The organism is Paracoccus sp. (in: a-proteobacteria) (genome assembly GCF_047605025.1).
Lineage (GTDB): Bacteria > Pseudomonadota > Alphaproteobacteria > Rhodobacterales > Rhodobacteraceae > Paracoccus.
Map to the genome: position 1 here is coordinate 39,407 of NZ_JASGGO010000006.1, position 26,602 is coordinate 66,008.

22 protein-coding genes are annotated in these 26,602 nt (G+C 66.3%); 14 read left to right on the plus strand and 8 right to left on the minus strand.

Features of this window, described 5'->3' with window-relative positions:
- Window positions 1–8 precede the first annotated feature (8 nt).
- Entirely contained in the window at window positions 9–1,391 is a 1,383-nt protein-coding gene (locus QM682_RS05245; RefSeq protein ID WP_415127806.1) for an SLC13 family permease, read from the minus strand.
- Between the two features lie 177 nt (window positions 1,392–1,568).
- Here QM682_RS05245 and QM682_RS05250 point away from each other — a divergent pair, with 177 nt between their 5' ends.
- The gene (locus tag QM682_RS05250) at window positions 1,569–2,219 is read left to right on the plus strand and encodes a GntR family transcriptional regulator (RefSeq protein WP_415127808.1); all 651 of its coding nucleotides are present in this window, start codon (window positions 1,569–1,571) and stop codon (window positions 2,217–2,219) included.
- Between the two features lie 18 nt (window positions 2,220–2,237).
- On the opposite strand, the gene QM682_RS05255 is transcribed toward QM682_RS05250, so the two are convergent.
- Window positions 2,238–3,020 (minus strand): IclR family transcriptional regulator, encoded by a 783-nt coding sequence (locus tag QM682_RS05255; RefSeq protein ID WP_415127810.1) that lies wholly within the window; start codon window positions 3,018–3,020, stop codon window positions 2,238–2,240.
- A gap of 153 nt (window positions 3,021–3,173) precedes the next feature.
- Here QM682_RS05255 and QM682_RS05260 point away from each other — a divergent pair, with 153 nt between their 5' ends.
- The 5 genes from QM682_RS05260 to QM682_RS05280 all read left to right on the plus strand — a co-directional run bounded on the left by QM682_RS05260 (window position 3,174) and on the right by QM682_RS05280 (window position 9,574).
- Window positions 3,174–3,947 carry an enoyl-CoA hydratase/isomerase family protein gene (locus QM682_RS05260; RefSeq protein ID WP_415127812.1) on the plus strand — a complete coding sequence of 258 codons (774 nt, stop codon included), beginning with the start codon at window positions 3,174–3,176 and terminating at the stop codon, window positions 3,945–3,947.
- Between the two features lie 3 nt (window positions 3,948–3,950).
- Window positions 3,951–5,096 (plus strand): ABC transporter substrate-binding protein, encoded by a 1,146-nt coding sequence (locus tag QM682_RS05265; protein ID WP_415127814.1) that lies wholly within the window; start codon window positions 3,951–3,953, stop codon window positions 5,094–5,096.
- Between the two features lie 69 nt (window positions 5,097–5,165).
- Entirely contained in the window at window positions 5,166–6,251 is a 1,086-nt protein-coding gene (locus QM682_RS05270; RefSeq protein WP_415127816.1) for an ABC transporter ATP-binding protein, read from the plus strand.
- Entirely contained in the window at window positions 6,248–8,002 is a 1,755-nt protein-coding gene (locus QM682_RS05275) for an ABC transporter permease subunit (protein ID WP_415127818.1), read from the plus strand. The genes QM682_RS05270 and QM682_RS05275 overlap by 4 nt, the downstream gene beginning before the upstream one ends.
- A gap of 51 nt (window positions 8,003–8,053) precedes the next feature.
- Complete coding sequence (locus QM682_RS05280; protein ID WP_415127820.1) at window positions 8,054–9,574, plus strand: AMP-binding protein; 1,521 nt, start codon at window positions 8,054–8,056, stop codon at window positions 9,572–9,574.
- A gap of 95 nt (window positions 9,575–9,669) precedes the next feature.
- Here the strand turns inward: QM682_RS05280 and QM682_RS05285 are convergent, their stop codons facing one another.
- The 6 genes from QM682_RS05285 to QM682_RS05310 form a co-directional block, all read right to left on the minus strand.
- A complete protein-coding gene (locus QM682_RS05285; protein ID WP_415127822.1) occupies window positions 9,670–10,848 on the minus strand; it encodes an alpha-hydroxy-acid oxidizing protein in 1,179 nt (392 codons plus the stop codon).
- Between the two features lie 9 nt (window positions 10,849–10,857).
- Window positions 10,858–11,748 carry a dihydrodipicolinate synthase family protein gene (locus QM682_RS05290; protein ID WP_415127824.1) on the minus strand — a complete coding sequence of 297 codons (891 nt, stop codon included), beginning with the start codon at window positions 11,746–11,748 and terminating at the stop codon, window positions 10,858–10,860.
- A gap of 19 nt (window positions 11,749–11,767) precedes the next feature.
- Complete coding sequence (locus QM682_RS05295; protein ID WP_415127826.1) at window positions 11,768–13,534, minus strand: ABC transporter permease subunit; 1,767 nt, start codon at window positions 13,532–13,534, stop codon at window positions 11,768–11,770.
- A complete protein-coding gene (locus QM682_RS05300; protein WP_415127828.1) occupies window positions 13,534–14,616 on the minus strand; it encodes an ABC transporter ATP-binding protein in 1,083 nt (360 codons plus the stop codon). The genes QM682_RS05295 and QM682_RS05300 overlap by 1 nt, the downstream gene beginning before the upstream one ends.
- An 18-nt stretch (window positions 14,617–14,634) precedes the next feature.
- Entirely contained in the window at window positions 14,635–15,717 is a 1,083-nt protein-coding gene (locus tag QM682_RS05305) for an ABC transporter substrate-binding protein (protein WP_415127830.1), read from the minus strand.
- A gap of 112 nt (window positions 15,718–15,829) precedes the next feature.
- The gene (locus tag QM682_RS05310) at window positions 15,830–17,266 is read right to left on the minus strand and encodes an FAD-binding oxidoreductase (protein ID WP_415127832.1); all 1,437 of its coding nucleotides are present in this window, start codon (window positions 17,264–17,266) and stop codon (window positions 15,830–15,832) included.
- Window positions 17,267–17,733: 467 nt separating this feature from the next.
- Between QM682_RS05310 and QM682_RS05315 the strand changes: the two genes are divergently transcribed.
- The 8 genes from QM682_RS05315 (at window position 17,734) to QM682_RS05350 (ending at window position 26,573) form a co-directional block, all read left to right on the plus strand.
- On the plus strand, window positions 17,734–18,360 hold the full coding sequence (locus QM682_RS05315) for a helix-turn-helix domain-containing protein (protein WP_415127834.1): 627 nt from the start codon (window positions 17,734–17,736) through the stop codon (window positions 18,358–18,360).
- Between the two features lie 87 nt (window positions 18,361–18,447).
- Window positions 18,448–19,122, plus strand: a complete 675-nt coding sequence (locus tag QM682_RS05320) for an HAD-IA family hydrolase (RefSeq protein WP_415127836.1) — start codon at window positions 18,448–18,450, stop codon at window positions 19,120–19,122.
- A gap of 262 nt (window positions 19,123–19,384) precedes the next feature.
- On the plus strand, window positions 19,385–20,422 hold the full coding sequence (locus QM682_RS05325; protein ID WP_415127838.1) for an NAD(P)-dependent alcohol dehydrogenase: 1,038 nt from the start codon (window positions 19,385–19,387) through the stop codon (window positions 20,420–20,422).
- Between the two features lie 4 nt (window positions 20,423–20,426).
- Entirely contained in the window at window positions 20,427–21,884 is a 1,458-nt protein-coding gene (gene xylB / locus QM682_RS05330) for a xylulokinase (RefSeq protein ID WP_415127840.1), read from the plus strand.
- Window positions 21,885–22,163: 279 nt separating this feature from the next.
- A complete protein-coding gene (locus QM682_RS05335) occupies window positions 22,164–23,048 on the plus strand; it encodes a helix-turn-helix domain-containing protein (RefSeq protein WP_415127842.1) in 885 nt (294 codons plus the stop codon).
- A gap of 86 nt (window positions 23,049–23,134) precedes the next feature.
- Window positions 23,135–24,040: an ABC transporter substrate-binding protein gene (locus QM682_RS05340; RefSeq protein WP_415127844.1), complete on the plus strand. Its 906-nt coding sequence runs from the start codon at window positions 23,135–23,137 to the stop codon at window positions 24,038–24,040.
- Between the two features lie 66 nt (window positions 24,041–24,106).
- Window positions 24,107–25,606 carry a sugar ABC transporter ATP-binding protein gene (locus QM682_RS05345; protein WP_415127846.1) on the plus strand — a complete coding sequence of 500 codons (1,500 nt, stop codon included), beginning with the start codon at window positions 24,107–24,109 and terminating at the stop codon, window positions 25,604–25,606.
- Window positions 25,596–26,573: an ABC transporter permease gene (locus QM682_RS05350; RefSeq protein ID WP_415127848.1), complete on the plus strand. Its 978-nt coding sequence runs from the start codon at window positions 25,596–25,598 to the stop codon at window positions 26,571–26,573. The genes QM682_RS05345 and QM682_RS05350 overlap by 11 nt, the downstream gene beginning before the upstream one ends.
- The last annotated feature ends 29 nt before the right edge of the window (window positions 26,574–26,602 follow it).

Below are 26,602 nucleotides of genomic sequence, written 5' to 3' on the forward strand. Positions count from 1 at the left end.
CGGCCGGATCATCCCGGCAGCACGACGAAGACAAGCCACAGCACGACCGGCGCGATCAGCGTGACCAATGCACCATAGTTCAGAAGCTGGCGGAAAAAGATCTGGCGGTCCACCCCGCGCGAATTGGCCAGGACCAGCGCGCCATTGGTCGAGAAGGGGCTGACATCGACGATGGTGGACGCGACCGCCATGCCCGCGATGAAGCCGATGGCGCTGACGCCGCTGTCGCCCTGCAAAAAGGGCACCGCCAGCGGAATGAGCGAGCCCAGCACCGCCGTGGACGAAGCGAAGGCCGAGACCACCGCGCCGATGAAGAACAGCATCAGCGCCGCCAGCATGGGCGAGGCCAGGCCGGCCACGCTGTCGCCCACGAAGTCGATGGTGCCCATATGCTCCATTACCGCGACATAAGTGGACACGCCGGTGATCAGCATGATCTCGGGCCAGGCAACCTGGGTCATGGCGCGCTTTTGCATGGTCGAATCCCACAGCGCCAGCACCAGCCCGATGGTCAGGGCGACGAAGCCGATGTCCAGGTTGAAGGCCAGGACCAGCACCGCCAGCAGGACCAGCCCGCCCAGGGTGACGATCTGGTAAAGCGTGCCGTCGGGCTGGTCGCCCTCATCGGCTTCGGCGACCAGGCGGTTCGAGGTGCCGCCGGCCTCGTTGCTGATGCGGCGGCTCAGCGCCTCGGCCTCGCTGTCGCCGAAGATCTGCGGGCCGGTGGCGGGCTTCGCGATCTCGATATGGGGAACGCGCACGGTCTCGACCGTCTGGCTGCGCATGGCCATCAGCTTGCGCCCGCCCAGCAGCAGGAACAGGATCAGCGCCACGCTGGCATTCACCAGGAAGCTGGCGGCGAAGGTGGTCATTTCGGACAGGGGCAGCCCGGCCTTGGCGACCACGCCATTGGTGATGCCGCCATAGATGCTGATCGGCGAAAAGCCCCCGGCCTGTGCCCCGTGAACGACCATCATCCCCATCAGCATGGGCGAGATGTGATAGCGAAAGGCGAAACCCAGCGCGATCGGCGCCACGATCGCGACCGCGCCGGGGCTGACCGCGCCCACCGCCGTCAACATGGCCGAGATGCCGAACATGATCCACGGGATCGCCGCGATCCGGCCCTTGACCGCGCGCACCGCCATGCGCACCAGCCAGTCGATGGTGCCGTTGTTCTGCGCCAGCGCGAAAAGCCAGGTGATTCCCACCAGCGTCAGAAACAGCCCGCCCGGAAAGCCCGCGACGATTTCCTTGGTGGTCTGTCCGGCCAGCAGCGTGCCGACCAGGAACGCGCCCACGAAGGCCAGCACGCCCATGTTGATCGGCCAGATCGTGGCGACGACGAACATCGCCGCCAATGCGTAAATCGAAATCAGATGAGGGGTCATGCGCGGTTCCTCTGCCTGCAAACAAGCCTCGTGCCGGAGCCGCCCGCCCTCCCAAGCCGACGAATCTCCTCCCGCGATTGTTATACGCTGACGGCAAAGTGTTGTATATAACTGAAAGCGAATTGGACAAATCATCCGGGCCTGCTTATGCTGGGCGGCACTTTCAGGGGGCATGATTTGGCTATTCCCAACACGCTGCGAATTCGGAACGCGCTGGAAAATGCCGTGGTCGAAGGCGTCTATCAGCCCGGCCAGCGCCTGGACCCCGAGGCGCTGGAACGCGAATTCGGCGTCTCGCGCACGCCTGTCCGCGAGGCGCTTCGCCAGCTTGAGGCATCGGGCCTGGTCCGGGTGCAGCCCAAGCGCGGCACCTTCGTCACCGAATGGAGTGCCGGCGAACTGGCCGAGCGTTTCGAGGTCATGGCAGAGATCGAGGCAAGCTGCGGCCGCCTTGCCGCACGCCGCATCACCGAGGCTGAGCTTGCCGCCTTTGAAAAGGTCCATGCCGAATGCCGCCGCATGGCCGAGGCGAACCAGGTCGACGCCTATTACGTCAAGAATTCGGAATTCCACCATTGCCTTTACCGCGCCACGCATAACGCCTTCCTGGCGCAAGAGGCGGGGCGGCTGCATGCGATGCTGCAACCCTATCGCCGGATGCAGCTTCAGGTGCGCAACCGGATCGGGCGCTCATTCGCGGAGCATGACGCGATCCTGGCCGCTATCCGCGCCGGCGACGGCGAGGCGGCGGCCGAGACCCTGCGCCAGCATGTCATCGTGCAGGGCGACCGCTTCCACGACCTGATCGCCGCCCTGCGCCAGGACTAAGGCGGGCGCGCCCCTGCCTTAGACCCAGGAGATCGAGCGCGCGGCGGCGACGATCATCGCGGCATATTTCGCGACGAATTCCTGCGGCTGGTAGCGCGCCGTCGAGGCGCCGATATTCACCGCGCCCACGACCTGGGAATCGCGGCCCATGATCGGCGCCGCGATCGAGGCGTCGCCGTGGAAATATTCCTCAAGCGCCAGCGCATAGCCGTCGCGCCGCGCCTGCGCGATGCGCGCGCGGATCTCTTGCGGATCGGTCGGGGTCGCGGGGGTGGAACCGCGCAGGTCCGAGGCCGCCAGGACCTGTTCGACCGCCTCGTCGGGCAGGCGCGACAGGATGGCGCGGCCCGGCGCGGTGCAGAATGCGGGCAGCCGGGTGCCGATGATGACATCCGTGTTCAGCACATGCCGGCTCATGAAGCGCGAGATGAACACGATCTCGGTGCCTTGCAGCACGGTCAGGTTCACGGTCTCGTCGCTTTGCTTGCTCAGGTGCTGAAGCACCGGGATCGCGCGGTCCACCAGCCGCGAGGCGCGGGTATAGTGAAAGGCCAGCTCCAGAGATTTCACGCCCAACTCGTATTGCCGCGTCTTGGGGTCGCGCACCAGATAGCCCAGCGACGACAGCGTATGGGTGAAACGCTGGGCCGCACTCATGTCCATGCCGCATTCCTGCGCGACCTGCGACAGGGACATGGTCGGATTTTCGGCCCCGAATGCCTCAAGCACCCGGAATGCCTTGGCCACCGACTGAACCATGAGTGAGTCGCTGCCCTTTGCGGGCCTGGTGCCGTCGCTCATCCGTCTCTCCCCGCCATCATGCCCGCCGGCCATGCATCAGCACGGTCTAATGGCGATTCGGGGCAATTCCCAGCGGCATGCAGCAGAAATTTGTTGACATGCGATAGGGCTATTTGCGTTATTCGATAAAACATATCGTATGGAGATATAAGTGTGACTCAGCACATTCTGACGGAGCAGCTTGGCGAGGTTCTTCGGATCACCTTGAACCGCCCTGAAAAGATGAACGCCTGGAACACCGCGATGCGCGACATGCTGATCGCGGCGCTGGATGGGGCCGAAGCGGACGAGAGCGTGCGCGCGATCATCCTGACGGGGGCCGGGGACCGGGCCTTCGGAGCGGGTCAGGACCTGAGCGAGAGCAAAACCTTCGACGCCGACCGCGCCGAGGTCTGGATGGGGGAATGGAAGGCGCTTTATGCGCGCTTTCGCGACAGCTCCAAACCGATCGTCGCGGCGCTGAACGGGGTCGCGGCCGGCTCGGCCTTCCAGGTGGCGCTGCTTTGCGACCTGCGCGTGGCCCATGAGGGCGTCCGCATGGGCCAGCCCGAGATCAATTCGGGCATCCCGACCGTGACCGGCAACTGGATCATCCGTGAGATGATCGGCCTGGGGCGCACCATCGACCTGACCCTGACCGGGCGCATGCTTGACGCCAAGGAGGCGTTCGAATTCGGCCTGATCAGCCGCATGGTGGCGCAGGACAAGGTTCAGGATGCCGCGCTGGAACTGGCGCGGGAACTGGCCGCGAAACCCCCCGTCGCGATGCGCCTGAACCGCCAGCGCATCGCCGAGGCGACCCGCGCCGGGTTCGAGGATGCAATGACGGCGGGCGTCCGCATCCAATGCGCCGCCTATGCCACGGGCGAGCCGCAAGCGATGATGGAGCGTTTCATCGCCTCGCGCGCGGGCCGCGCCAAATCCTGACCGATGCGCCGGACGCGCGCGGGTCCGCCTTCCGCGCGCGTCCATCCCGGCAAGAACCATTCACAAAACACAACAGAACGGAGGATCCACGATGACCACTTCACGCAAGCATGGGATGTCCCGGCGGGCTTTGCTGACGCTTGGCGCGGCGGCCCTGGCCGCCCCGATGCTGTCGCGCCGCGCCTGGGCGGCCGACAGCATCACCGTCGCCGATCCGGGCGGCCCTATACCGAGGGCTACCGCAAGGCGTTCTACGACCCCTTCACCGAGGCGACCGGCATCGGCGTGGTCTCGGTCGCGCGCGATGCCGAGCCGACCGCGCAGTTCAAATCCGTGGTCGAGACCGGCTCTTATATCTGGGATGTCTGCACCATCACCCTGTCGGCGCGGCTGATTCTGGAACGCGACGGTCTGCTGGACCCGATCGAGGTCGATCCCGACCTGACCAAGGATCTGATGCCCGGCGCCGTGCATCCGAACTTCCTGGGCGTCGATGTCTATTCGACGATCTTCGCCTTCAACCCTGACACGGTGACGCCCGCGCCGGCCTCATGGGCGGATTTCTGGGACACCGACAGGATCCTCGGCCGGCGCGCCTTGCGCAAGAATCCGATCGACACGCTGGAACAGGCTTTGATGGCCGATGGCGTGGCCCTGGCGGATCTGTATCCGCTGGACCTGGACCGGGCCTTCGCCAAGCTCGACAAGATCAAGGACCAGGTTGCCGTCTGGTGGACCGGCGGCGCGCAGACCTCGCAGATGATGCAAAGCGGCGAGGTGGATATGCTGGCCGGCTGGAACGCGCGGATGCAGGCCGCCATCGAAAGCGGCGCGCCCGCGCAGATCGTCTGGAACCAGGGCCTTTACTCGATCGAGGGCTGGGGCCTGCCCAAGGGCGGCCCCAAGGCGGATGCCGCGCGCAAGTTCGTCGCCTTCTGCACGGGCGCCGAGCAGCAGGCCAAGTTCACCCAGGACCTGGCCTATGGGCCGACCAACCTCAAAGCCTATGATCACATCGCCGCCGAGCGCGCGGCCGAATTGCCGACCGCGCCGCAGAACCTGAAGGTGATGCGCATGGCCGATGAGGTCTGGTGGGAGGCGAACCGCGCCTCGGTCAGCGAACGCTTCAACAGTTGGCTGCTGTTCTGATGCTTCTCGGGCCGCGTCCCCGGTCTTGGGGGCGTGGTCTTGGTCCTGAACGCAAGAAACGGAATGCCCATGACCCAGCAACGGCTCAATCCCAAGATCCGCGTCGAAGGCTTGTCCAAGACCTTCGGCACGTTCACCGCCCTGCAACCCACGAATCTGGAAATTTCGGACGGCGAGTTTCTGACGCTTCTTGGCCCCTCCGGCTCGGGCAAGACGACGCTCTTGCAGATGGTGGCGGGGCTTTTGGAGCCGACCAGCGGCAGGCTGGTCGTGGACGGCCAGGACTGGACCCGGCGCCCGGTGAACCAGCGCGGGGTCGGGCTGGTGTTTCAGCATTATGCGCTGTTTCCGCACATGACCGTGGCCGAGAACATCGCCTTTCCGCTGAAGATGCGCAAGATGGCTCCGGCCGAGATCGCCGCGCGTGTCGCCGAGACCCTGGCCAAGGTCGAACTGGACCGCTTCGCCCACCGTTTCCCGCGCGAGCTTTCGGGCGGCCAGCAACAGCGCGTGGCGCTGGCGCGCTGCTTCGTCTTCCGTCCCGACGTGATCTTGATGGACGAGCCGCTGGGCGCGCTGGACAAGGCGCTACGCGAAAGCATGCAGCTTGAGATCCGGCGCCTGCACAAGGAATTCGGCGCGACGCTGATCTATGTGACCCATGACCAGGAGGAAGCGCTGGTCATGTCCGACCGGATCTGCGTCATGAACCACGCCCAGGTCGAGCAATTGGGCACGCCGCGCCAGATCTATTCCGATCCCGAGACCGTCTTCGCCGCCTCGTTCATCGGCCATTCGAACCTGCTGCCCGGCAAGCTGGCCGGCGCGGAACCGGGCGGGCTGCATCTTCTTGAGGCGCCAACGGGCCGCTTCTCGGGGCGATTGACCGCGCGCGACCCGAATGCCGACAGCCATGTGCTGGTGATCCGGCCCGAGCATGTCCGGCCGGGGCCTGCCCCCGACAGCGGGCATGACGAAATCGGGGCGAGGCTTGTGGATGTGGTCTATGTCGGCTCTGAAACGCGGTTGCTTTTCGATCTGGCCTGCGGCACGCGCCTGACCGCCAGCGGCGGGGCGCTGGCCGCCGATCTGCCCGCCCAGGGCGCCGAGATCCGCCTGCACTGGCCCAAAAGCTGCGCGAGGATCGTGTCATGAGCCTTGCCCAGCCCCTGGCCCCGGCGCGGCGCTGGCAGTTCGGCCCGATCTGGCTGGTCGCCCCGACGCTTGCCTTCATGGCGGTCTTTTTCCTGTTCCCGATGCTGCGGCTTCTGACGCTGAGCGTCGTCGATCCCGCAACCTCGTCGTTGACCGCGCAGCATTACGGCCACCTGGCCGACAATCCGGTCTATTGGCGCATCCTGGGCATCACCTTCCGCATCTCGATCCTGACGGCGCTGCTGTCGGTCGCGCTGGGCTATCCGGTGGCGCGCTGGCTGGCCAGCTATCCCGAGGAGCGGCGCGGCAAGTTCCTGTTCATGATCCTGCTGCCCTTCTGGGCTTCGTATCTGGTCAAGACCTTCGCCTGGATGATCATCCTGGGCAACCGGGGCGTTCTGAACGCGCTGTTCGTGGGCAGCGGCATCTCGGACAAGTCCCTGCCGCTGATGTATAACGAATTCGGCGTCCTGGTCGGCATGGTCCATGCGATGATGCCGCTGGCGATCCTGACCATGCTGCCGGTCATGTCCGAGATAGACCTGCGCCTGACCCAGGCCGCGCGGTCGCTGGGGGCGGGGCGGACGCAGGGCTTCTGGATGGTCTATTTCCCGCTTTCGATCCCTGGGGTCGCGGCGGCCGGGCTTTTGACCTTCATCACCTCGCTGGGCTTCTTCATCGTCCCGGCCTATCTGGGCGGACGCGGCCAGACCATGCTGGCGCAGGTCATCATCACCCAGGTGCAGGAACTGGTGAACTGGGCCTTCGCGGCGGTTCTGGCGGCGCTGATGGTGGCGACGGCGCTGATCGCGATCTGGATCTATGACCAGTTCTTCGGCCTTTCCTCGCTGACCGCGGGCAGTGCCGAAACCGGCAAGAAGCGCAAGCATGGCGCCGCCCTGCGCAAGGCCGGCGCGCACATCCTGGAGACGCTGGGGCGGCTGACCTCGGGCCTGGACCGGCTGGGCAGGGACAGCGAGGGCGAAGGCACGCCGCTTGGCACGCGGATCTATGTCGGGGCGGTGCTGGTCTTCCTGATCTCGCCCATGCTGGTCGTGCTGCTGCTGGCCTTCACCTCGGCCTCGTCGCTGGCCTTTCCGCCGCCCGGCTTCTCGCTGCGCTGGTTCGAGCAGTATTTCGGCTCGCCGATCTGGATCTCGGCCACGATCCGTTCGTTCGGGGTGGCCTTCGCGACGGCCTTCTGCGCGACGGTGCTGGGCGGGCTTGCGGCGCTGGCCTTGGCGCGATCCAGTTCGCGCTGGAACAAGCTGATCTTCGGCTTCATGCTGGCGCCGATGATCGTGCCGCGCATCGTCGTCGCGGTGGGCCTGTTCTATCTGATGGCGCAGATCGGGCTGGTCGCCAGCAATACCGGGCTGGTGATCGGGCACACGCTGCTGGCGATCCCCTATACCTTCATCGCCATCGGCGCCGTGCTCAAGGGCTATGACTGGCGGCTGAACCAGGCGGCGGCGACGCTGGGCGCGGGGCAGGCGACGACCTTCCGCTTCATCACGCTGCCCTTGCTGCGGGGCGGGATCGTGTCGGCGGCGCTGTTTGCCTTCGTCACCTCGTTCGACGACCTGACCATCGCGCTATTCGTCAGCGGCGGGCTGAAATCGACCCTGCCCAAACAGATGTGGGACGATATGTATCTGCAACTGAACCCGACGCTGGCCGCCGTCTCGGTGGTGGTGCTGGCGATCGTGTCGCTGATCCTGATCGTGACGCAAAGGCTGACGCGGAAATGAACTTCATCGGGGCGGCCACCCGCCCCGCTTGCTGAATCTACGAGGCTCTCCATGGAAATCAAAGGTTTGTCGCAGGCTTTCGCCGCGCGGCTGGCACATGCGCCGGAACAGGTCTATGCAACCGGCCCGCAGGGCGACATCACGTTCGCCGCGCTGGCCGGGGCAGCCGACGCGATGGCCGCGCGGCTTGCGGGGGCGGGGGTCCGGCGCGGCGACCGTGTCGTGGTGATGATGCGCAACAGCCCCGCCTCGCTTGCCATGATCTTCGGGCTGATCCGGGGCGGCTATGTCTGGGTGCCGGGCAATCCCGCGCTGGTGGGCGAGGGGCTGGCCCATGTCCTGCGCCAGGTCGAGGCCGCGCTGGCCGTCTGCGATCCCGAGGTGCTGCCGGCGCTGCAAGCCTGCGGGCAATCCCCGCGCCAGGGCATTCTGGTGATCGACGATCCCGCGCTTCCCGCCCCCTCTTCCTTCCCCGGTCCGCAGGCGTCCGGGGATGCCTTGCCCGCGCCCTCGGACCTGGCGTCGATCATGTTCACCTCGGGGACGACCGGCCCGGCCAAGGGAGTGCAGGTCACGCATATGATGCTGGAACTGGCCGCCCATGGGGTCATGGTCTGCGCCGACATCCGCGCGGGCGACAACCTATACATCTGGGAGCCATTCTATCACGTCGGCGGCGCGCAAGTGCTGGTCCTGCCGCTGCTGGTCCCGGTCCGGCTGACGCTTTCCCAGCGGTTCAGCGCCAGCCGCTTCTGGTCCGAGGTGACCGAGGCGGGCTGCACCCATATCCACCATCTGGGCGGCATCATCCAGATCCTGCTGAAGCAGCCCGCCTCGGCGCTGGACCGGGCGCACGGGGTCCGCATCGCCTGGGGCGGAGGCTGCGTCCCGCAAGCCTGGCGCCTTTTCGAAGAGCGGTTTGGCGTCGAACTGCGCGAATGCTACGGCATGACCGAGGCGTCGAGCCTGACCACCGTGAACCTGGAAGGCGTGGTCGGCTCGGTCGGGCGGCCGCTGCCGTGGTTCGACGTGCGCATCCAGGACGAAGCGGGCCGCGTGCTGGGCCGGGGCGAGGGCCGGGGGCAGATCATCATCACCAGCCCGCTGCCGGGCGCGATCTTCGCCGGCTATTACCGTGCCCCCGAGGCGACGGCCAAGGCGCTGCGCGCGGACGGGTTCCATACCGGGGATATCGGCTCCTGGGATGATCAGGGCATGCTGTTCTTTCACGGCCGCGCGGGCGACAGCATCCGCTGCCGGGGCGAGAACGTCTCGGCCTATGAGGTCGAGGCGGTGGTGAACCGCCATCCCGATGTCGAGGAATCGGCCATGGTCGGCGTCCCGGCCGAGATCGGGGAATACGATATTCTGCTGTATCTGCGCCTGCGTCCCGGCTCGGTGCCTGACGCGGCGGCGATAGCGGCCTGGCTGGACGACAAGCTGCCCGCCTATCAGCGGCCGCGCTATGTCCGAATCCTGGACGCCTTTCCGAAGACCCCCAGCCAGCGGATCCAGAAGCATCTGCTGCCCCGTGACCTGAACGCGGCCTGGCAGCGCAAGGTCCGGGCCTGATCAGGCACCGCCGCCCGTCGTGGGGGACGGCGCGCGGCGGTGCCGGACATGCGGTATCCGATCAGGTGGGCCGAAAGATCAGGTGGGCCGGAAGATCAGGTGGGCCGGAAGGATTCCAGATCCGAAAGGGTCGCGGCGCCCAGAAAGCCCATCGTGGTCCGCATCTCGGCCAGGATGGTCTGGATCACGGCGGCGGCGCCTTCCTCTCCTCCGGCGGCCAGCCCCCAAAGCGGAGCGCGGCCAAGCTGCACGCCCACCGCTCCCAGTGCCAGGTATTTCAGCACGTCCGAGCCGCGCCGCACGCCGCTATCGGCCAGCAATTCCGGCACCGCGCCCGTTTCGGCCGCAGTTTCGGCCGCAGTCTTGGCCGCAGTCTTGGCGGCGATCCGGGGCAGGACCTCGGCGGTCGTGGGCAGGCTGTCGCAATTGCGGCCGCCATGGGTCGAGACGACGACGGCATCCACCCCTTCGTCCCATGCCCGCTTGGCGTCGCGGGGGTCCAGCACGCCCTTCAGCACGAGCCGGCCCTTCCAGTCATCGCGCAGCCCGCGCAGATCCTGCCAGGTCAAGGCCGGGTCCAGGCGCAGCGCCTCGGCCGTGACGGGCGAAAGCAGGCCCGAACGGAATTCGGCCGGGTAATGGCCATAGCTGGGCATGCCGCGCCGTCCCCAGGGGCGCAGGATGACCCGCCACAGCCAGCCGGGCCGCATCGCCATATCGGCCAGGTTGCGCGGCGTGGGCCGGAAGGGGATGCCGAAGCCGTTGCGCAGGTTGTATTCGCGCTTGGGCGGCATCTGCGTGTCCACGGTCAGCACCAGCGTTTCGCAGCCGCAGGCGGCGACGCGGCGCAAAAGCTCGGCGGTGCGGGCGCGGTCCTTCCAGACATAAAGCTGGAACCACAATTCGGCATCGGGCGCGCCGCGGCGGATGTCCTCGATCGGCTCGACCGATTGGGTCGAGACGGTGAAGGGAATGCCGAAGCGGCTGGCGGCGCGCGCCAGCCTGGTCTCGCCCGCCTCGGCCACCATGCCCGCAAGCGCGGTCGGTGCGATGACCAGCGGCGTCGGGCGCGTGCGGCCCAGAAACCGCGCCTCGGTCGAGGCGGGGCAGGCGCCGTTCAGGATGCGCGGCACCAGGCGCAAGGCGTCGAGCGAGTCGCGGATGCGGCCCAGCGAGACCTCGTCCTCGGTGCCGCGGTCTATGTATTCGAACAGTCCACGGGGCAGGCGCCGCCGCGCGGCGGCCCGGAAGTCGTCGGTATTGAGCAGCGCCATGCCCGGTTCCTAGGCCGCCATCAGCTTCTGGACCTCGGCGCGCAGCCGGGCCGAGCGCGCCGGGTCGCAGGGATCCAGCGGCATCAGCAGCCTTTGCGCGGTGATCCCGAACAGGTCCAGCACCGACTTCATCGGGCCTGGGTTGGTCTCGCCGAACGCCGCGTTCATCAGGGGCAGGGCCTGGCGATGCAGCGCCAGCGCGCCCGCCAGATCTCCCGCCGCCAGCAGCTCGTATATGCGGACCCAGAAGGCGGGCAGCATCGAGGCGGTGACGATGATCCCGCCCTTGGCGCCCGCCGCCATTTGCAGCGGGAAAAGCGAATCCTCGCCCGACAGGATGGTGAAATCCGCATCGACCCCGGCCGCGACCTGAAGGAAGTGATACATGTCGGTATTGCACGCCTTCATGCCGATGATGTTCGGATGGCGCGACAGTTCATGCGTGATCTCGGGGGTGATGGCGATGCGGGTGCGATAGGGGATCTCGTAGATCAGCACTGGCACCGGCGAGGCATCCGCATAGCGCAGGAAATAGTCGCGGATGCCGCCCTGGGTCGGGTTCGTGTAATAGGGCGTCAGCACCAGCAGGCAGTTCGCCCCAGCCGCCGCATAGTCCTTGCCCGCTTTGATCGCGTCGTAATAGCCGGTGTCCAGCACGCCCGCCATGACGATCTGGCCGGGCTTGCTGCGCTCGACGCAGACCGCGACCGCATCGACGCGGGTTTGATGGGGCAGGGCGCCGTATTCGCCGGTGCCGCCGATCGGCAGCAGCCCGGTGCAACCGCCGGCATAGACGTGATCGACCAGCCGCGCCATGTCGTCGCGCGCCAGGCTGTCGTCTTCGTTCACCAGGGTCGGCAAGGCGGGGATGATCCCGCGAAGGTCTTTCGATGTCAGCATGGATTGTTCCACTTACCAGTTATTTTGCGCGCCGGTTCAGAAGACCGGCCAGGAGGATCAGCACCGTCACGAACAGGAAAAGGCAGGTCGAAACCGCCGCCAGCAGGGGCGAGATCGACAGCGACACCTCGTCCCAAAGCTGTTTCGGCAAGGTCGCGGACATGCCGCCCGAGGTGAAGAGCGCGATGGTCAGTTCGTCGAAGCTGATGGTGAAGGCGAAGAGAAAGGCCGAGATCATGCCCGCCCCGATGATCGGCAGCGTCACCAGCCGCAGCGTGACCCAGGGCGTCGCGCCCAGGCTTTGCGCCGCCAGGTCCAGCCGCACGTCGTAATTGCGCAGCACCGACATCACCGTCAGCACCACATAGGGCACGGCGATGACCGTATGGCCGATGATCAGCCCCAGATTGGTGCCGACAAGGCCGATCTTGGCGTAAAGATAGAACAGCCCGACCGACAGGATCATGTTCGGCATCACCACCGGCATCAGCGTGAAGGCCAGCAGCGCCGTCTTGCCGCGCAGCTTGCCGCGCACCATCAGGAATGCGACCGGCGTGCCGATCAGCAGCGCCAGCGCCGCCGTGCTGAAGCCCACCACCAGCGAGCGGGTCAGCGCGCTCATCCAGATGGGCGAGGTGAAGATCTGTTCATACCATTTCAGGGTAAAGCCCTGCGGCGGCCAGTTCAGCCCGCTTTCCGCGAAGGACAGCGGGATCATCAACAGCACCGGCAGCGTCATCACGAAAAGCAGCGCGGTCGTGAAGATGCGCAGCGCGCGCGGCGGTGCCTCGCCCCGGCGGCGGCGCGGGAACAGGCCGATGATCGCATCCGAGCCGTGGCCCAGCCCGGTCAGGATCGTGTCCCCGATGCGCGAGAAGATCCCGCGCCGGCCATGGCGCGGCTTGCGGTCGGATGCCTCGCCCGCCATGGTCGAAAGCCCGACCGCGCGGTCGTAGACGATGAAGACCGCCAGCACGACCAGCAGCAGCAGCACGGCGACCGCGCTGGCGAAGCCCCAGTTCATGGTCTGGATGATCTGTTCCATGATGATCTGGGTGATCATCGTCTCGCGACGGCCGCCCAGCAGGGCGGGGAAGATGAAGAAGCCGATGGCGGTGACAAAGACCATCAGCGCCCCCGAGGTCACGCCGGGGAACGAAAGCGGGAAATAGACCTTCCAGAAGGCCATGCCCGGTTTCGCGCCCAGCGTCGAGGCGGCGCGGGTCAGGTTGCGGTCGATGTTCTCCATCACCGACAGCATGGTCAGCACGGCCAGCGGCAGCATCGCATGGACCATGCCGATCACCACGGCGGGGAAGTTATACATCAGCGCGACCGGCGCATCGCTTGCGCCGACGGTCTGCATCAGCTTGTTCACCACCCCGTTGCGGCCCAGCAGGATGATCCAGGCGAAAGCGCGCACCAGAAACGAGGTCCAGAAGGACAGCAGGATCCAGAACAGCAGCTTGCCCTTGCCCGCCTTGGGCAGGATCGAGATCAGATAGGCCACCGGATAGCCCGCGATGACGGCGAAGATCGTCGTGACGATGGAAATCTTCAGCGTCAGCATCATCACCGTGATATAGACCGGCGTGCTGAGCAGGCGCTGGTAGTTTTCCAGCGAGAAGCCTCCGCCCTTCTGGAAGGACAGCAGGAAAAGCTGCGCCGAAGGATAGACCAGGAAGGTCACCAGCAGCAGGATCATCGGCGCCATCATCAGAAGCTGCTTGCTTCGCTGGCTCATCGGCCGCCGGGTCGCGGCCGGGATCGGGGCGGCGCGCTTCATCACGCGGCCTCGGCGGCGGCGATGGCGACCGCGTCGCGGGCGTCGAAGGTCAGCCGGTAGTCGCGGCCCGGCTCAAGCGTCGAGGCGCTGAGCGCGGTGGCGCGGGTGGCGATCAGCGGCTCGGCTGTCAGGGCCGGGGCGTCGAAGAAAAGCTTGGTGCTGGCGCCCGTCACGCTGGCGCTGGCCAGACGGGCGCTGACGCCCTGGCCGGGTGCCTCGCCCTCGGCCAGCTTCAGGTTCTGGGGCCGCAGCATGACCTTGACCGCCGCGCCATTGGCAAGCGGCGCGGGCAGGGTGACGCTGATGCGGCTGCCGTCGCGCAATTCCACCACGCCGTCGCCGGCCGAGGCCAGGCGCCCGTCGATCAGGTTCGCCTCGCCCAGGAAATCGGCGACGAACAGCGATTGCGGGCGGAAATACAGATCCGCCGGGCTGCCAAGCTGCGCGATCTTGCCGCCGTTCATCAGGCAGATGCGGTCCGACATGGTCATCGCCTCTTCCTGGTCGTGGGTGACATAGACGATGGTGCCGCCGATCTCCTTGTGGATGCGCAGGATCTCGAACTGCATCTGGTCGCGCAGCTTCTTGTCCAGCGCGCCCAGCGGTTCGTCCATCAGGATGACCGAGGGGCGATAGATGGTGCAGCGCGCCAGCGCCACGCGCTGCTGCTGGCCGCCGGAAAGCTCTTTCGGGAAGCGCTCGGCGATATGGGGCAGGCGCACCATGTCCAGCGCCTCTTGCACCAGCTTCTTGATCTCGGCCGAGGGCGTGCCGCGCATCTTCAGGGGAAAGGCGATGTTCTCGGCGATGGTCATGTGCGGGAACAGCGCATAGTTCTGGAACATCATGCCGATGTCGCGCTGATAGGGCGCGGCATAGGTGACATCCTGGCCGTTCATCAGGATGCGCCCGCTATCGGCCTCGGAAAGGCCGGCGATCAGGCTCAGCAGCGTGGTCTTGCCCGAGCCCGAAGGCCCGAGCAATGTCAGGAACTCGCCCTTCTCGACCGTGATGTCGGTGGGCGCAAGGGCCACGAAATCGCCGTAGACCTTGCCCAGGCCCTGCGTCTCAAGAGTGCTCATGTCGCGATCCGCCCCCGCTCAGCCGATGAACCAGGTGTTGAAGCGTTCGATCACGCTTTCCGAATTCTCCAGCCAATACTTGGCGTTGATCTGAAGCCCGGTCTCGATGTTGGCGGGGAAGGTCGGGCAGTTCCTGGCTACGTCCGCGGGGATCTGCTCGAAGGCCGCCGGCTGGACGATGCCCGCCGGGAAGAACTTGACCAGTTGTGCCATGCGGGCCGGATCCGAGGCGAACTTGATCAGCTCGCGGCAGGCATCGGCATTGGGCGTGCCCTTCAGGATCGACCAGCCGTCGCAGCCCCAGATGTTCTGGTTCCAGACGATCTCGACCGGCGCGCCGGCGGCCTGCGCGGATTGCGCGCGCGACACCCAGGTCGCCAGCAGATCGACCTCGCCCGAGATCAGCAGCTGCTCGGCCTGCGCGCCGCTGGTCCACCACACATCCGTCGCCATCTTGACCTTTTCGAGCCGGGCGAAGGCGCGGTCGATGTCCAGCGGATAGACCTGATCCACGGGCACGCCATCGGCCATCAGCGCCTCTTCCAGCGTGTCGTAGGGGTGCCGGCGCAGGGCGCGGCGGCCGGGGAACTTATCGGCGTCCAGCAGGTCCGCCCAGGACGCGGGCGCCTCGCGGCCTTCGAAGGCGTCCTTGCGATAGGCCAGGACGGTCGAATAGACATTCGTGCCGACCTGGTATTCGTTGCGGTATTGCGCCGGGATCGACTGGACCACCGCCTCGGCGTCCAGACCGATGGGCTCAAGGTATTTCGTCTCGCCGGCGGTCAGTTGCAGCACGGCGGGCACCGAGATCTTGCCCATGTCCCAGGTATAGGTCTCGGTCTCGACCATCGAGCGGATCTGCGCCGTCGGCTCGGCCTGGGCCTGGGCGGGAACCACCTCGATCCCGGTTGCCTCGGTGAAGGGCTTGTAGAAGACCTCGGTGTAAGCCTGGGTATAGATGCCGCCGTCGTCGCGCACGACGATGCGGGTGCTGGCGGCGCGGGCCTGGCTGGGACGCCATAGCGCCGGGGCCGCAAGCCCTGCGGCCGCCCCCAGCAGAAGGGTCCGGCGCTTGATCGTCGGCATGTTGGATTGGGTCATGTCACGTCTCTCCTGTTGGTTGGTTCCGGGGTGTCGGCGGCCGGGCTGTCGCTGGCCGGGGTCGTGGATGGCGGCGGGCGCCTGATGCGCCGGTCTGTCAAAGCGCCGTTTGTCAATGTGCCGGGCCGGTCACCCGGTCGCGGTTCATCAGCCCGGCGGGATCGATGCAGCGCCGGATGGCGCGCATCAGGTCCAGTTCGGCGCCGGCCTTGTAGCGTTCCATCAGGCCGGTCATGGTCTGGCCCACGCCATGCTCGGCGCTGAACGTGCCGCCAAGCTCGATGGCGATGTCGTTGACCGCATTGCGGATCCGCGCCTCGATCCCTTTCGGATCGGGCAGGGCGGACCAGACAGAGTGGGGGAACAGGGCGATGAAATGGATGTTGCCGTCGCCGACATGGCCCACGACCGTCACCAGGATGCCGGGATGGATCGCCGTCACCGCCTGCTCGGCGCGGGCGATGAATTCAGGCGCATGCGCCACCGGCACCGCCGTATCCGAGGTGATCGAGACGCCGATCCGGGCATTCGCCTCGGTCACGCTGTGGCGGATCGCCCACATCGCCTCGGCCTGCGCCAGGTTCTGCGCGATGCTGCCGTCCTGGATCAGCCCGGCCTCGAATGCCTGTTCCAGGATCTCGGTCATCCGCGCGTCCTGGTTCTCGGCATCGGCCAGTTCGACCATCAGATGCCAGCCCTCCAGGGCATCGACGGGGGCCGCGTGATCGCCATGGGCCAGCACATTGCGTAATTGCTGCGCGTTTATCATCTCGAACGCGGTCAGGCTGCGCCCGGCGTGCTGGCGGAAAAGCCGCAGCAGGTCCAGCGCCCGCGCGGGTGCGTCAAGCCGCAGCCAGGCCATGCTGATGGCGGGCGTGGCCGGATAAAGTCGCATCACCGCGCCGGTGATGATGCCCAGTGTCCCCTCGGCGCCGATGAAAAGCTGCTTCAGGTCGTAACCGGACGTGTCCTTGTGCAGCGGCCGCATCATCTCAAGCAGTCGGCCATCGGGCAGCACCACCTCAAGGCCCAGGGTGTTCGCGCGCGTGGTGCCGTAGCGCAACACCGCCGTGCCTCCGGCATTGGTGGCGATGGTGCCGCCCAACTGGCAGCTTCCCTCGGATCCCAGGCTGACGGGATAAAGCATTCCCTGCGCGCTGGCGGCCTCCTGAAGCTGGACAAGCGTGCAGCCGGCATCCGCCGCGATGGTCAGCCCGAAGGGATCGATGGCGCGAATCCGGTTCAGCCGCTGGGTCGAGACGATCACCGGCCGCCGATCATCCGGCGTCGCGCCGCCGCACAGGCTGGTATTGCCGCCCTGCGGCAGCATCGGCCAGCCATGACGATGCAGAAGGGCGACCAGGGCCGCAAGCTGAGCCGTGTCGCGCGGCTTGCAGACGCAAAGCGCGGGTGCGTCGAACTTGCGCCTGGCATCGGTGCAATAACCTGCGGCCTCGGCCGGGTCCTCGATCACCGCCCCCGGCCCCAGCAGGTCGCGGATCTCCTGCATCAGGTCGGAGCGGGGCTCAGGCGATGGAAGCGCAGTCATGTCGGTTTCTCCAGGCGCGTAAGGCGACATCTTCGATGCGCTCGCCGCAGAATCGTTCCTTTTCATTTTGTAGCCCGAGGGCATGGGCATTGATAGAAAATTTTATCGTATACGAAAAATATGATACTTTAGTGAATGCGCACGCCACGTTAGCCTGGAAAAGCGGCATTATGAGAATAAGAGGCGGCTCTGGCGGCCTTATGCCTTGGCCTGGCCGGCGGCGGGGATCTTGCGTTCGCGGCAAGGATGTTTCAGGCGATAAGTCGGGTGATGGAATTTTGATGACGAAACGCAGCACCATGCCGCAAGGGTCATTTCGGACCCCCGGCCCGGCGTGGGCAGCGGCTCTTATCGCCGTCGATCTGCGGCCTTATTTAGGGGCGGGCTTGCCCGGAAACTTGGGGGACAGGAATGGCCAGAGCGGATAATGTGAGCGCATGGATGCTAGGCTGACAGGGGTGCCGATCGTGAATCAGATTGGTGACATCGCGATGCGGCAGCGCCGCAGGGCGCGGCCGGCGGCCAAGCCGCCGCTGGAGCTTGGCCGCCGGCTGAAGGCCCTGCGCAAGGGCCAGCAACTGACCTTGCAGGAGATGGCGCGGCTGACGGGAGTTTCGACCTCGGCCCTGTCCAAGATCGAGCGCAACGATCTGTCGCCCACGCTGACCACCTTGCAGCGCATCGCCAGTGGCATCCAGGTCGAGCTTTCGGCGCTTCTGGGCGAAGAGCCGGGCCATGCGCCCGCCCCAGGCCGCCGCAGCATCGCCCGCGCCGGGCAGGGCGACAACCTGGACAACGCCACCTGCAACAACAAGCTGCTTTGCACCGATCTAAAGGACAAATACTTCACCCCCATCTACACCGTGGTCAAGGCCCGCGCCCCCGAGGAATACGAGGCATGGGGCGTCTCGGACGGCGAGATCTTCCTGACCGTCCTCAAGGGTGAGCTGGTGATCCACAGCCGCATCTATGAGCCGCTGGTCCTCTATCCGGGGGACAGCATGTATTACGATGCCTCGACCGAGCATTGCTGGACATCGCAGGGCGAGATCGACGCCGAATTGATCTGGGTGCTGGGGACCAGGGCGCGCTGAGCCGCCGCGTGGCATCGCGGTCTTGCCATTCCCCGCAGCCTCGTCCACTCATGCCGCCGGACGCAAGCGGATAAAAGGCACGGGCGGATGGGCAAGACGGGACGGATCTTCGCGGGTTTCCTGTTCGATATGGACGGGACGTTGCTGACCTCGATCCCGGCGGTCGAACGGGTCTGGACCGATTGGGCGAACCGTGTCGGCGTGCCGGTGGACGAGGTGCTGGCACATCTGCATGGCCGCCGCGCCGTCGATACCGTGCATCATTTCGCGCCGCCGGGCGTCCTGATCGATGAAGAGGTCGCCTGGGTCGAGGCGCGCGAGATCGCGGATGTGGAGGGTGTCATCGCCATTCCCGGCGCGGCCGAGATCCTGGCCGCGCTGCCGCCCGCCCGCTGGGCGGTCGTGACCTCGGCCAGCCGCAAGCTGGCGCTGGCCCGGCTGGCGGCGGCGGGTCTGCCGCTGCCAGCCACCCTCGTCACCGCCGACGACGTGTCCCAGGGCAAGCCCGATCCCGAGGGCTATCTGCTGGGCGCCCGCCGCCTGGGCCTGGACATCCGCGATTGCCTGGTCTTCGAGGATACCGAGGCGGGCTTGCAGGCCGGCCGCAACGCGGGCGCGCAGGTCATCCGCATCGCGGGGCCGCACACCGCGCCCCAGGACGAAAGCGTGCCGGCCATCGAGGATTATCGCGGGCTGCGGGTTGCCTTGGGCGCCGAAGGTGCCGCGCTTGAGCCGCTGGCCGGCGCCGCCGCGCCGCAATAGCCGCGCCGCGAATCGCGGGCCGGATTTACCGCCGGATCCGTCACCGGATTTGCCACCGGGTTCGGGGCCTGATCCGGGCCGGATGCGCGGCCCGACCCTGGGAGCCGGGCGGATTTCCCAAGGCCGCCGATACGAATTTTCATCCCGATCACAAACTGCCCTCCTGTCCGGCTGTTTCATTTGCCTTGTGCGGTTTTCGGTCGCATGAACAGTATCGAACGGACCCCCGGCGGGTGCCATTTGATGAAAGGGTGATGATTCGATGCAGTCTCTGGTTCTTGAATCGCGCGGGCGGCTCTCGCTGCGGGATTTCGACATTCCGGGCGAAATGGGCCCCGACGACGTGCGTATCCGCGTCCATACCGTCGGCATCTGCGGCTCGGACGTGCATTACTATACGCATGGCAAGATCGGTCATTTCGTCGTCAACGCGCCGATGGTGCTGGGCCACGAGGCCGCCGGCACGGTGATCGAGACGGGGGCGGCGGTCACCCATCTGAAGCCCGGCGATCGCGTCTGCATGGAGCCGGGCATTCCCGACCCGACCTCGCGCGCGTCCAAGCTGGGGATCTACAACGTCGATCCGGCGGTAACCTTCTGGGCGACGCCTCCGGTCCACGGCTGCCTGACGCCCGAGGTGATCCACCCCGCCGCCTTCACCTACAAGCTTCCCGATAATGTCAGCTTCGCCGAGGGCGCGATGGTCGAGCCCTTCGCCATCGGCATGCAGGCCGCCTTGCGCGCCCGCATCCAGCCGGGCGATGTGGCCGTGGTGACGGGCGCCGGTCCCATCGGGATGATGGTGGCGCTGGCGGCGCTGGCCGGCGGCTGTTCGCGCGTGATCGTGGCCGACCTGGCCCAGCCCAAGCTGGACATCATCGGCGCCTATCAGGGCATCGAGACGGTGAACATCCGCAACCGCCCCCTGGCCGATGCGGTGGCCGAGGCGACCGATGGTTGGGGCGCGGACATCGTTTTCGAATGTTCCGGCGCGGCCCCCGCGATCCTGGGCATGCACCAGTTGGCGCGTCCCGGCGGGGCCATCGTGCTGGTCGGCATGCCGGTCGATCCGGTGCCGGTCGATATCGTGGGCCTTCAGGCCAAGGAACTTCGGGTGGAAACCGTGTTCCGCTATGCCAATGTCTATGACCGCTCCATCGCGCTGATCGCTTCGGGCAAGGTGGATCTGAAGCCGCTGATCTCGGCCACAATCCCCTTTGCCGACAGCATCGCCGGTTTCGACCGCGCGGTCGAGGCGCGCGATACCGACGTGAAGCTGCAAATCGTGATGCCGGCGTAACGCGATGTATCTGGGCATAGATCTGGGCACCTCGGGCATCAAGGCGATGCTGCTGCGCGAGGATTTCTCTGTCGCCGGGGTGGCCCATGCCGCCCTGGCGGTCGACCGCCCGCATCCGGGCTGGTCCGAGCAGGAGCCGGCGGACTGGATTGCCGCTTGCGAGGAGGTGATCGCCGCCCTGTCGCGCGAGCATCCGTCCGAGATGGCGCGGCTGCAATCCATCGGCCTGTCGGGACAGATGCACGGCGCCACGCTGCTTGATGCCTCGGACCGGGTGCTGCGGCCCTGCATCCTGTGGAATGACGGCCGCTCGGGGCCGCAATGCGCCGAACTGACCGCGCGGGCGGATTTCCACGGCATCGCCGGCAATCTGGTGATGGCGGGCTTTACCGCGCCGAAACTGCTTTGGGTCGCCCAGCACGAGCCCGAGATCTTCGGGCGCGTGGCCAAGGTGCTGCTGCCCAAGGATTACCTGCGGCTGTGGCTGACCGGCGAGCATGTGGCCGAGATGTCGGACGCGGCGGGCACGCTGTGGCTGGACGTGGCGCGGCGCGACTGGTCGGACGACCTGCTGACGGCGACCGGGCTGAGCCGGTCGCAGATGCCCGCGCTGGTCGAGGGCAGCGACGTTTCGGGGCATCTGCGCGCGGATCTGGCGGAACGCTGGGGCATCGCGCGGGTGCCGGTGGCGGGCGGCGGCGGCGACAATGCCGCGACGGCCTGCGGCATGGGCGTGATGACGCCGGGCGCGGGTTTTCTGTCGCTGGGCACCTCGGGGGTGCTTTTCGCGGCGACGGAAAGCTATGCGCCGAACACGGGCGAGGCGGTGCATACCTTCTGCCACGCCGTGCCGCGCACCTGGCACCAGATGGGGGTGATCCTGTCGGCCACCGACAGCATGACCTGGCTGTCCGAGATCACCGGCCGTCCCGTGCCGGAACTGGCGGCGATGGTGACGGATGTGCAGGCGCCCTCGCCGGTGACGTTCCTGCCCTATCTCTCGGGCGAGCGGACGCCGCTGAACGATCCCGATGCAAGCGGGGCGCTTCTGGGCCTGCGCCGCGCCTCGGGGCTGCCCGATCTGGCGCAGGCGGTGATGGAGGGCGTGGGCATGGCCTTCGCCGATTGCGTCCAGGCGCTGCGCAAGGCGGGCACCGGCATCGACGCGGCCTATGCCGTCGGCGGCGGCGCGCGGTCGCGGGAATGGCTGCGCATCATCGCCTCGATCACCGGGCTGACGCTTCTGGAGCCCGAGGACGGGGATTTCGGCGCGGCCTTCGGGGCGGCGCGGCTGGCGGCGGCCTGCGTGACGGGCGACCTGTCGGAACGCACCTTCGCAAGGCCGACCGTGCGCGCCGAGATCGCGCCGGACCCCCGGCTGGCCGAGCAATATGCGGAAAAGTATAAGGCTTATCGTGCCGCTTATAAGCCCCTGAGGCAGCTTGACGGCTGGCGTGGATAGGCGTCACACCTTGGGAAACGCCTGTTTTTCTGGCAAGAATCGCGCCCGTGTCGCTGCACTGCGGCATGGGTGCGCCACGCCTGCCGGGCCGCTTTGGCGCGATGACGAAAGATCTGGTCCGATTCCGCTGCTTTTCGCGCAAAAAAGTATCATGAATTTCTGCGCAATGATGTGGAAAACATGCCCCTCTCAAGCGTAGTTTGCGTCCATGCGATGGATGCGGCGGGGTCGGAGCGGCCGCGTCCCGCCCGCGAGGGTGCGGCACGGGGGAGGAACGCGATGCAACCCGATCTGGAACTGGTCCATATCCGCAAGGGCGAATCCTTCGCCGCCTGGATGCATGGCTATCCGTTCCGCACGGTGCGTTGGCACTATCACCCGGAATACGAGATTCATCTGGTCAACGCGACCTCGGGCACCTTCTATATCGGCGATCATGTCGGCACGTTCGAACCGGGGCAGTTGATCATGACCGGCCCGAACCTGCCGCAGAACTGGGTCAGCGACATCCAGCCCGGCGAAATCGTGCCGGTGCGCTCGATGGTGATCCAGTTCCCCGAGAGCTTCATCGAGGAAGCCTGCGCCGCCATGCCCGAGATGCAGGCGCTGCGCCCGCTTCTGGACCGCTCGCGCCGCGGCATCCTTTTTGACGATCCGACCAGCGCCCGCATCCGTCCCCTGATCGAGCGGCTGATCGAGGCGCAGGGCATCCGCCGCCTGGCCCTGTTCTGGGAAATTCTGGACATCCTGGTCGATGCCCGCCAGCACGAGGTGCTGGCGAGCCTCAGCTTCGAACTGGACATCGCGCGGATCAACGATGGCGGCATCAATCGCGCGCTGACCTATCTGCGCGAGCATCTGACCGAGCAGATCGAGGAGGCGGAGCTTGCCGCCATGGTCGGCCAAAGCCAAAGCGCCTTTTCCCGCGCCTTCAAGCGCCATACCGGCACGACCCTGGTGCGCTATCGCAACCAGTTGCGGGTGGATCTGGCCTGTCAGATTCTGATCGCCGAGCCCGACAGCAAGGTGGCCGAGATCTGCTATCAGGTCGGCTTCTCGAATCTGTCGAACTTCAATCGGCATTTCCTGAGATTGAAGGGAATATCCCCCTCACAATTCCGGGCCATCTTCGCGGCCCAGAAAGCGGCGGTCATCGCGGAATGACGAAAAGCCGAACCCATTCGGACGGCGCGGCGCCGGCCGGAAGACGCGCAGGCCCGGCCTGCATCAACCCCCTGGGAGGAAACCAGATGAAATCGAAACTGCTTACCGCCTCTTGCGCGCTGGCGCTCGTGGCAGCGCCGGCTCTGGCGCAGGACAAGCTCAAGATCGGCATGACCTTTCAAGAGCTGAACAACCCCTATTTCGTCTCGATGCAAGAGGCGCTGAACGAGGCCGCCAAGGCGCTGGGCGCGGATGTCGTCATCACCGACGCCGGCCATGATGTCGCCAAGCAGATCTCGGATGTCGAGGACATGCTGCAACAAAACATCGACATCCTGCTTTTGAACCCGACCGACAGCGCCGGGATCGAAGCCGCCGTCCACGCCGCCAAGGCCGCCGGTGTCATCGTGGTCGCGGTGGACGCGAACGCGAACGGTCCGGTCGATACCTTCGTCGGCTCGAAGAACCGCGATGCGGGCTATCTGTCGTGCAAATACCTGGGTGACGCGATCGGCGGCAAGGGCGATGTCGCGATCCTGGACGGCATCCCGGTCGTGCCGATCCTTCAGCGCGTCGAGGGCTGCAAGGCCGCCTTGGCGGAATTCCCCGACATCCAGCTTGTCGATACGCAGAACGGCCGTCAGGACCGCTCGGTCGCGTTGGGCGTGGTGGAAAACATGATCCAGTCCAAGCCGAACCTCGCGGGCATCTTCTCGGTCAACGACGGCGGCGCGATGGGCGCGCTGGCGGCGATCCAGGGCTCGGGCAAGGACATCAAGCTGACCTCGGTCGACGGCGCGCCGGAAGCGATCACGGCGATCACCGAGGGTGGTCCCTTCATCGAGACCACCGCGCAATTCCCGCGCGACCAGGTCCGCGTCGGCCTGGCCATGGCGCTGGCGCAGAAATGGGGTGCCCGCGTGGTGCCGAAAGAGGTGCCGATCGACGTGATGGTGATCGACAAGGAAAAAGCGGCTGATTTCAGCTGGTAATACGCATCCCCTGCGCCTGCTCCGGCATCGCGCCGGGGCAGGCATGGCAAGCTTCGGGAGGGAGTGATGCTGGAACTGAACGGAATCAAGAAAAGCTTCGGCAAGATCGAGGTGCTGCATGGCGTCGATCTGTCGGTGCGCGCCGGTGAGGTGCATGCCCTTCTGGGCGAGAACGGCGCCGGGAAATCGACGCTGATGAAGATCCTTTGCGGCATCCTGCAACCCAGCGAGGGCACGATCCGCATCGAGGGGCAAGAGCAGCGCTTCGCCGATTACGACGCGGCCATCGCCGCCGGCATCGGCATCGTGTTTCAGGAATTCAGCCTGATCCCGCATCTGGACGCGGTCGAGAACATGTTTCTTGCCCGCGAGATACGGGGGCCGCTGCGGATGCTGGACCGCAAGGCCATGCATGCGCGCGCGGTCGAGATCATGCGCCAACTGGGCGTCGATGTGGCGCTGGACGTGCCGATCAGCCGGCTTTCGGTGGCCGAACAGCAATTCGTCGAGATCGCCAAGGCGCTGTCGCTGAACGCGCGCATCCTGGTCCTGGATGAGCCGACCGCGACGCTGACCCCATCCGAGGTCGAACACTTGTTCAAGGTCATGCGCGAACTGCGCCGCCAGGGCGTGGCGATCATCTTCATCTCGCATCACCTTGAGGAGATCTTCGAGATCTGCGACCGCATCACCATCCTGCGGGATGGCGAATTCGTCGGCGCCTGCGCCGTCGCCGATGTGGATAATGACCGCCTGGTCGAGATGATGGTCGGCCGCCGCATCGAGAACAACTTCCCGCCGAAACCCGCGCCCTCGACCGCCCCCGTGGTGATCGAGGCCGAGGAGGTGCAGTTGAAGAAGGGCGGCCCGGTGTCGCGCTTTACTCTGCGCAAGGGCGAGGTGCTGGGCTTTGCCGGGCTGGTCGGCTCGGGGCGGACGGAAACGGTCCTGGCCATGCTGGGCGCCTATCCCGCGCAACGCTGCAAGGTGAAGATGGACGGGGCCGAGAAGCGTTTCTCGGGACCGGACGAGGGGCTGGCCAGCGGCATCGGCCTGCTGCCGGAAAGCCGCAAGGAACAGGGGCTGATCACCAGCTTTTCGATCCTGCAAAACATCTCGCTGAACAATTACGGCAAATATCGCAAGGGCCGCTGGTTCATCGACCTGAAGAAGGAACTGGACTGCTCGCAGGTCGCCATGAAGCAGGTTCGCGTCAAGTCCCAGGGTCCCCATGCCCGCGTGGACACGCTGTCGGGCGGCAATCAGCAAAAGGTGGTCATCGCCCGCTGGCTGAACCACGACATGCAGGTGCTGATCTTCGACGAACCCACGCGCGGCATCGACGTGGGTGCCAAGGCCGAGATCTATGCACTGATGCGTGAATTCACCGCCAGGGGTGGTGCGATCATCATGATTTCCTCGGAACTGCCCGAGGTGATCGGCATGTCCGACCGCGTCTGCGTCTTCCGCTCGGGCGGGATCGTGGCCACGGTTCAGGGCGAGGACATCAATTCGGAAACCATCATGACACATGCCACGACCGGGAGGATCGAAAATGTCGCATGACGCCAATACCGGCGCAGCCGGGAAAGCCGCGGGCTTTTCCTTCGGCAGGCTGCTGCATTCCCCTCTGGCCCTTCCGCTGATCGGGCTGATCGTCGTATCCTGCCTGATGGGGCTGGCCAGCGACAACTTCTTCAGCCTCAACAACATCATGAACGTGCTGCGGCAGGTCTCGGTCGTGGGCATCCTGGCGGTCGGCATGACCTTCGTGATCCTGACCGGCGGGATCGACCTGTCGGTCGGCGCGGTCATGGCGCTGGTGGGCACGCTGGCCTCGGGGCTGATGGTCAACAACGGCTTTCCCGCCGTGCCCGCGCTGGTGATCGGGCTGCTGATCGGCCTGGGCATCGGGCTTGCCAATGGCTTCCTTGTCGCCTGGGGCAAGATGCCCGCGATCATCGTGACGCTGGCGACCATGGGCATGGCGCGCGGCATCGGCCTGATCTATTCGGGTGGCTATCCGATCAGCGGCATCCCAAGCTGGATCTCGTGGTTCGGCGTCGGCCGTATCGGCGTCGTCCCGGTGCCGGTGATCTTCATGCTGGTGATCTATGCGCTGGCCTGGGTGCTGCTGCAACGCACGGCCTTCGGGCGCCATGTCTACGCCATCGGCGGCAATGAAACGGCGGCGCGGCTGTCGGGCGTCAAGACCCAGCGCGTCAAGCTGGTGGTCTATGGCATCGCGGGCCTGACTTCGGCCCTGGCGGCGGTGGTCCTGACGGGCCGCCTGATGAGCGGCCAGCCCAACGCGGGCGTGGGCTTCGAGCTGGACGCCATCGCCGCCGTCGTTCTTGGCGGCACCGCCATTGCCGGTGGGCGCGGGCTGATCCTGGGCACGCTGATCGGGGCGGTCCTGCTGGGCATCCTGAACAACGGGCTGAACCTGATGGGGATCAACCCCTATCTTCAGGACGTGATCAAGGGCGGCATCATCCTTCTGGCCATCTATATCGGGCGCGAGTGGCGCTAAGCCGCTCGCATGCCCCGCGAAATTTCGAC

What these genes read in the sequence shown, in the direction of transcription:
- QM682_RS05245 (WP_415127806.1), bottom strand. Translation starts at nt 1,391, where the DNA reads ATGACCCCTCATCTGATTTCGATTTACGCATTGGCGGCGATGTTCGTC.
- QM682_RS05255 (WP_415127810.1), bottom strand. Translation starts at nt 3,020, where the DNA reads ATGAGCGACGGCACCAGGCCCGCAAAGGGCAGCGACTCACTCATGGTT.
- QM682_RS05265 (WP_415127814.1), top strand. Translation starts at nt 3,951, where the DNA reads ATGCGCCGGACGCGCGCGGGTCCGCCTTCCGCGCGCGTCCATCCCGGC.
- QM682_RS05270 (WP_415127816.1), top strand. Translation starts at nt 5,166, where the DNA reads ATGACCCAGCAACGGCTCAATCCCAAGATCCGCGTCGAAGGCTTGTCC.
- QM682_RS05275 (WP_415127818.1), top strand. Translation starts at nt 6,248, where the DNA reads ATGAGCCTTGCCCAGCCCCTGGCCCCGGCGCGGCGCTGGCAGTTCGGC.
- QM682_RS05280 (WP_415127820.1), top strand. Translation starts at nt 8,054, where the DNA reads ATGGAAATCAAAGGTTTGTCGCAGGCTTTCGCCGCGCGGCTGGCACAT.
- QM682_RS05285 (WP_415127822.1), bottom strand. Translation starts at nt 10,848, where the DNA reads ATGGCGCTGCTCAATACCGACGACTTCCGGGCCGCCGCGCGGCGGCGC.
- QM682_RS05290 (WP_415127824.1), bottom strand. Translation starts at nt 11,748, where the DNA reads ATGCTGACATCGAAAGACCTTCGCGGGATCATCCCCGCCTTGCCGACC.
- QM682_RS05295 (WP_415127826.1), bottom strand. Translation starts at nt 13,534, where the DNA reads ATGAAGCGCGCCGCCCCGATCCCGGCCGCGACCCGGCGGCCGATGAGC.
- QM682_RS05300 (WP_415127828.1), bottom strand. Translation starts at nt 14,616, where the DNA reads ATGAGCACTCTTGAGACGCAGGGCCTGGGCAAGGTCTACGGCGATTTC.
- QM682_RS05305 (WP_415127830.1), bottom strand. Translation starts at nt 15,717, where the DNA reads ATGACCCAATCCAACATGCCGACGATCAAGCGCCGGACCCTTCTGCTG.
- QM682_RS05310 (WP_415127832.1), bottom strand. Translation starts at nt 17,266, where the DNA reads ATGACTGCGCTTCCATCGCCTGAGCCCCGCTCCGACCTGATGCAGGAG.
- QM682_RS05320 (WP_415127836.1), top strand. Translation starts at nt 18,448, where the DNA reads ATGGGCAAGACGGGACGGATCTTCGCGGGTTTCCTGTTCGATATGGAC.
- QM682_RS05325 (WP_415127838.1), top strand. Translation starts at nt 19,385, where the DNA reads ATGCAGTCTCTGGTTCTTGAATCGCGCGGGCGGCTCTCGCTGCGGGAT.
- xylB (WP_415127840.1), top strand. Translation starts at nt 20,427, where the DNA reads ATGTATCTGGGCATAGATCTGGGCACCTCGGGCATCAAGGCGATGCTG.
- QM682_RS05335 (WP_415127842.1), top strand. Translation starts at nt 22,164, where the DNA reads ATGCAACCCGATCTGGAACTGGTCCATATCCGCAAGGGCGAATCCTTC.
- QM682_RS05340 (WP_415127844.1), top strand. Translation starts at nt 23,135, where the DNA reads ATGAAATCGAAACTGCTTACCGCCTCTTGCGCGCTGGCGCTCGTGGCA.
- QM682_RS05345 (WP_415127846.1), top strand. Translation starts at nt 24,107, where the DNA reads ATGCTGGAACTGAACGGAATCAAGAAAAGCTTCGGCAAGATCGAGGTG.
- QM682_RS05350 (WP_415127848.1), top strand. Translation starts at nt 25,596, where the DNA reads ATGTCGCATGACGCCAATACCGGCGCAGCCGGGAAAGCCGCGGGCTTT.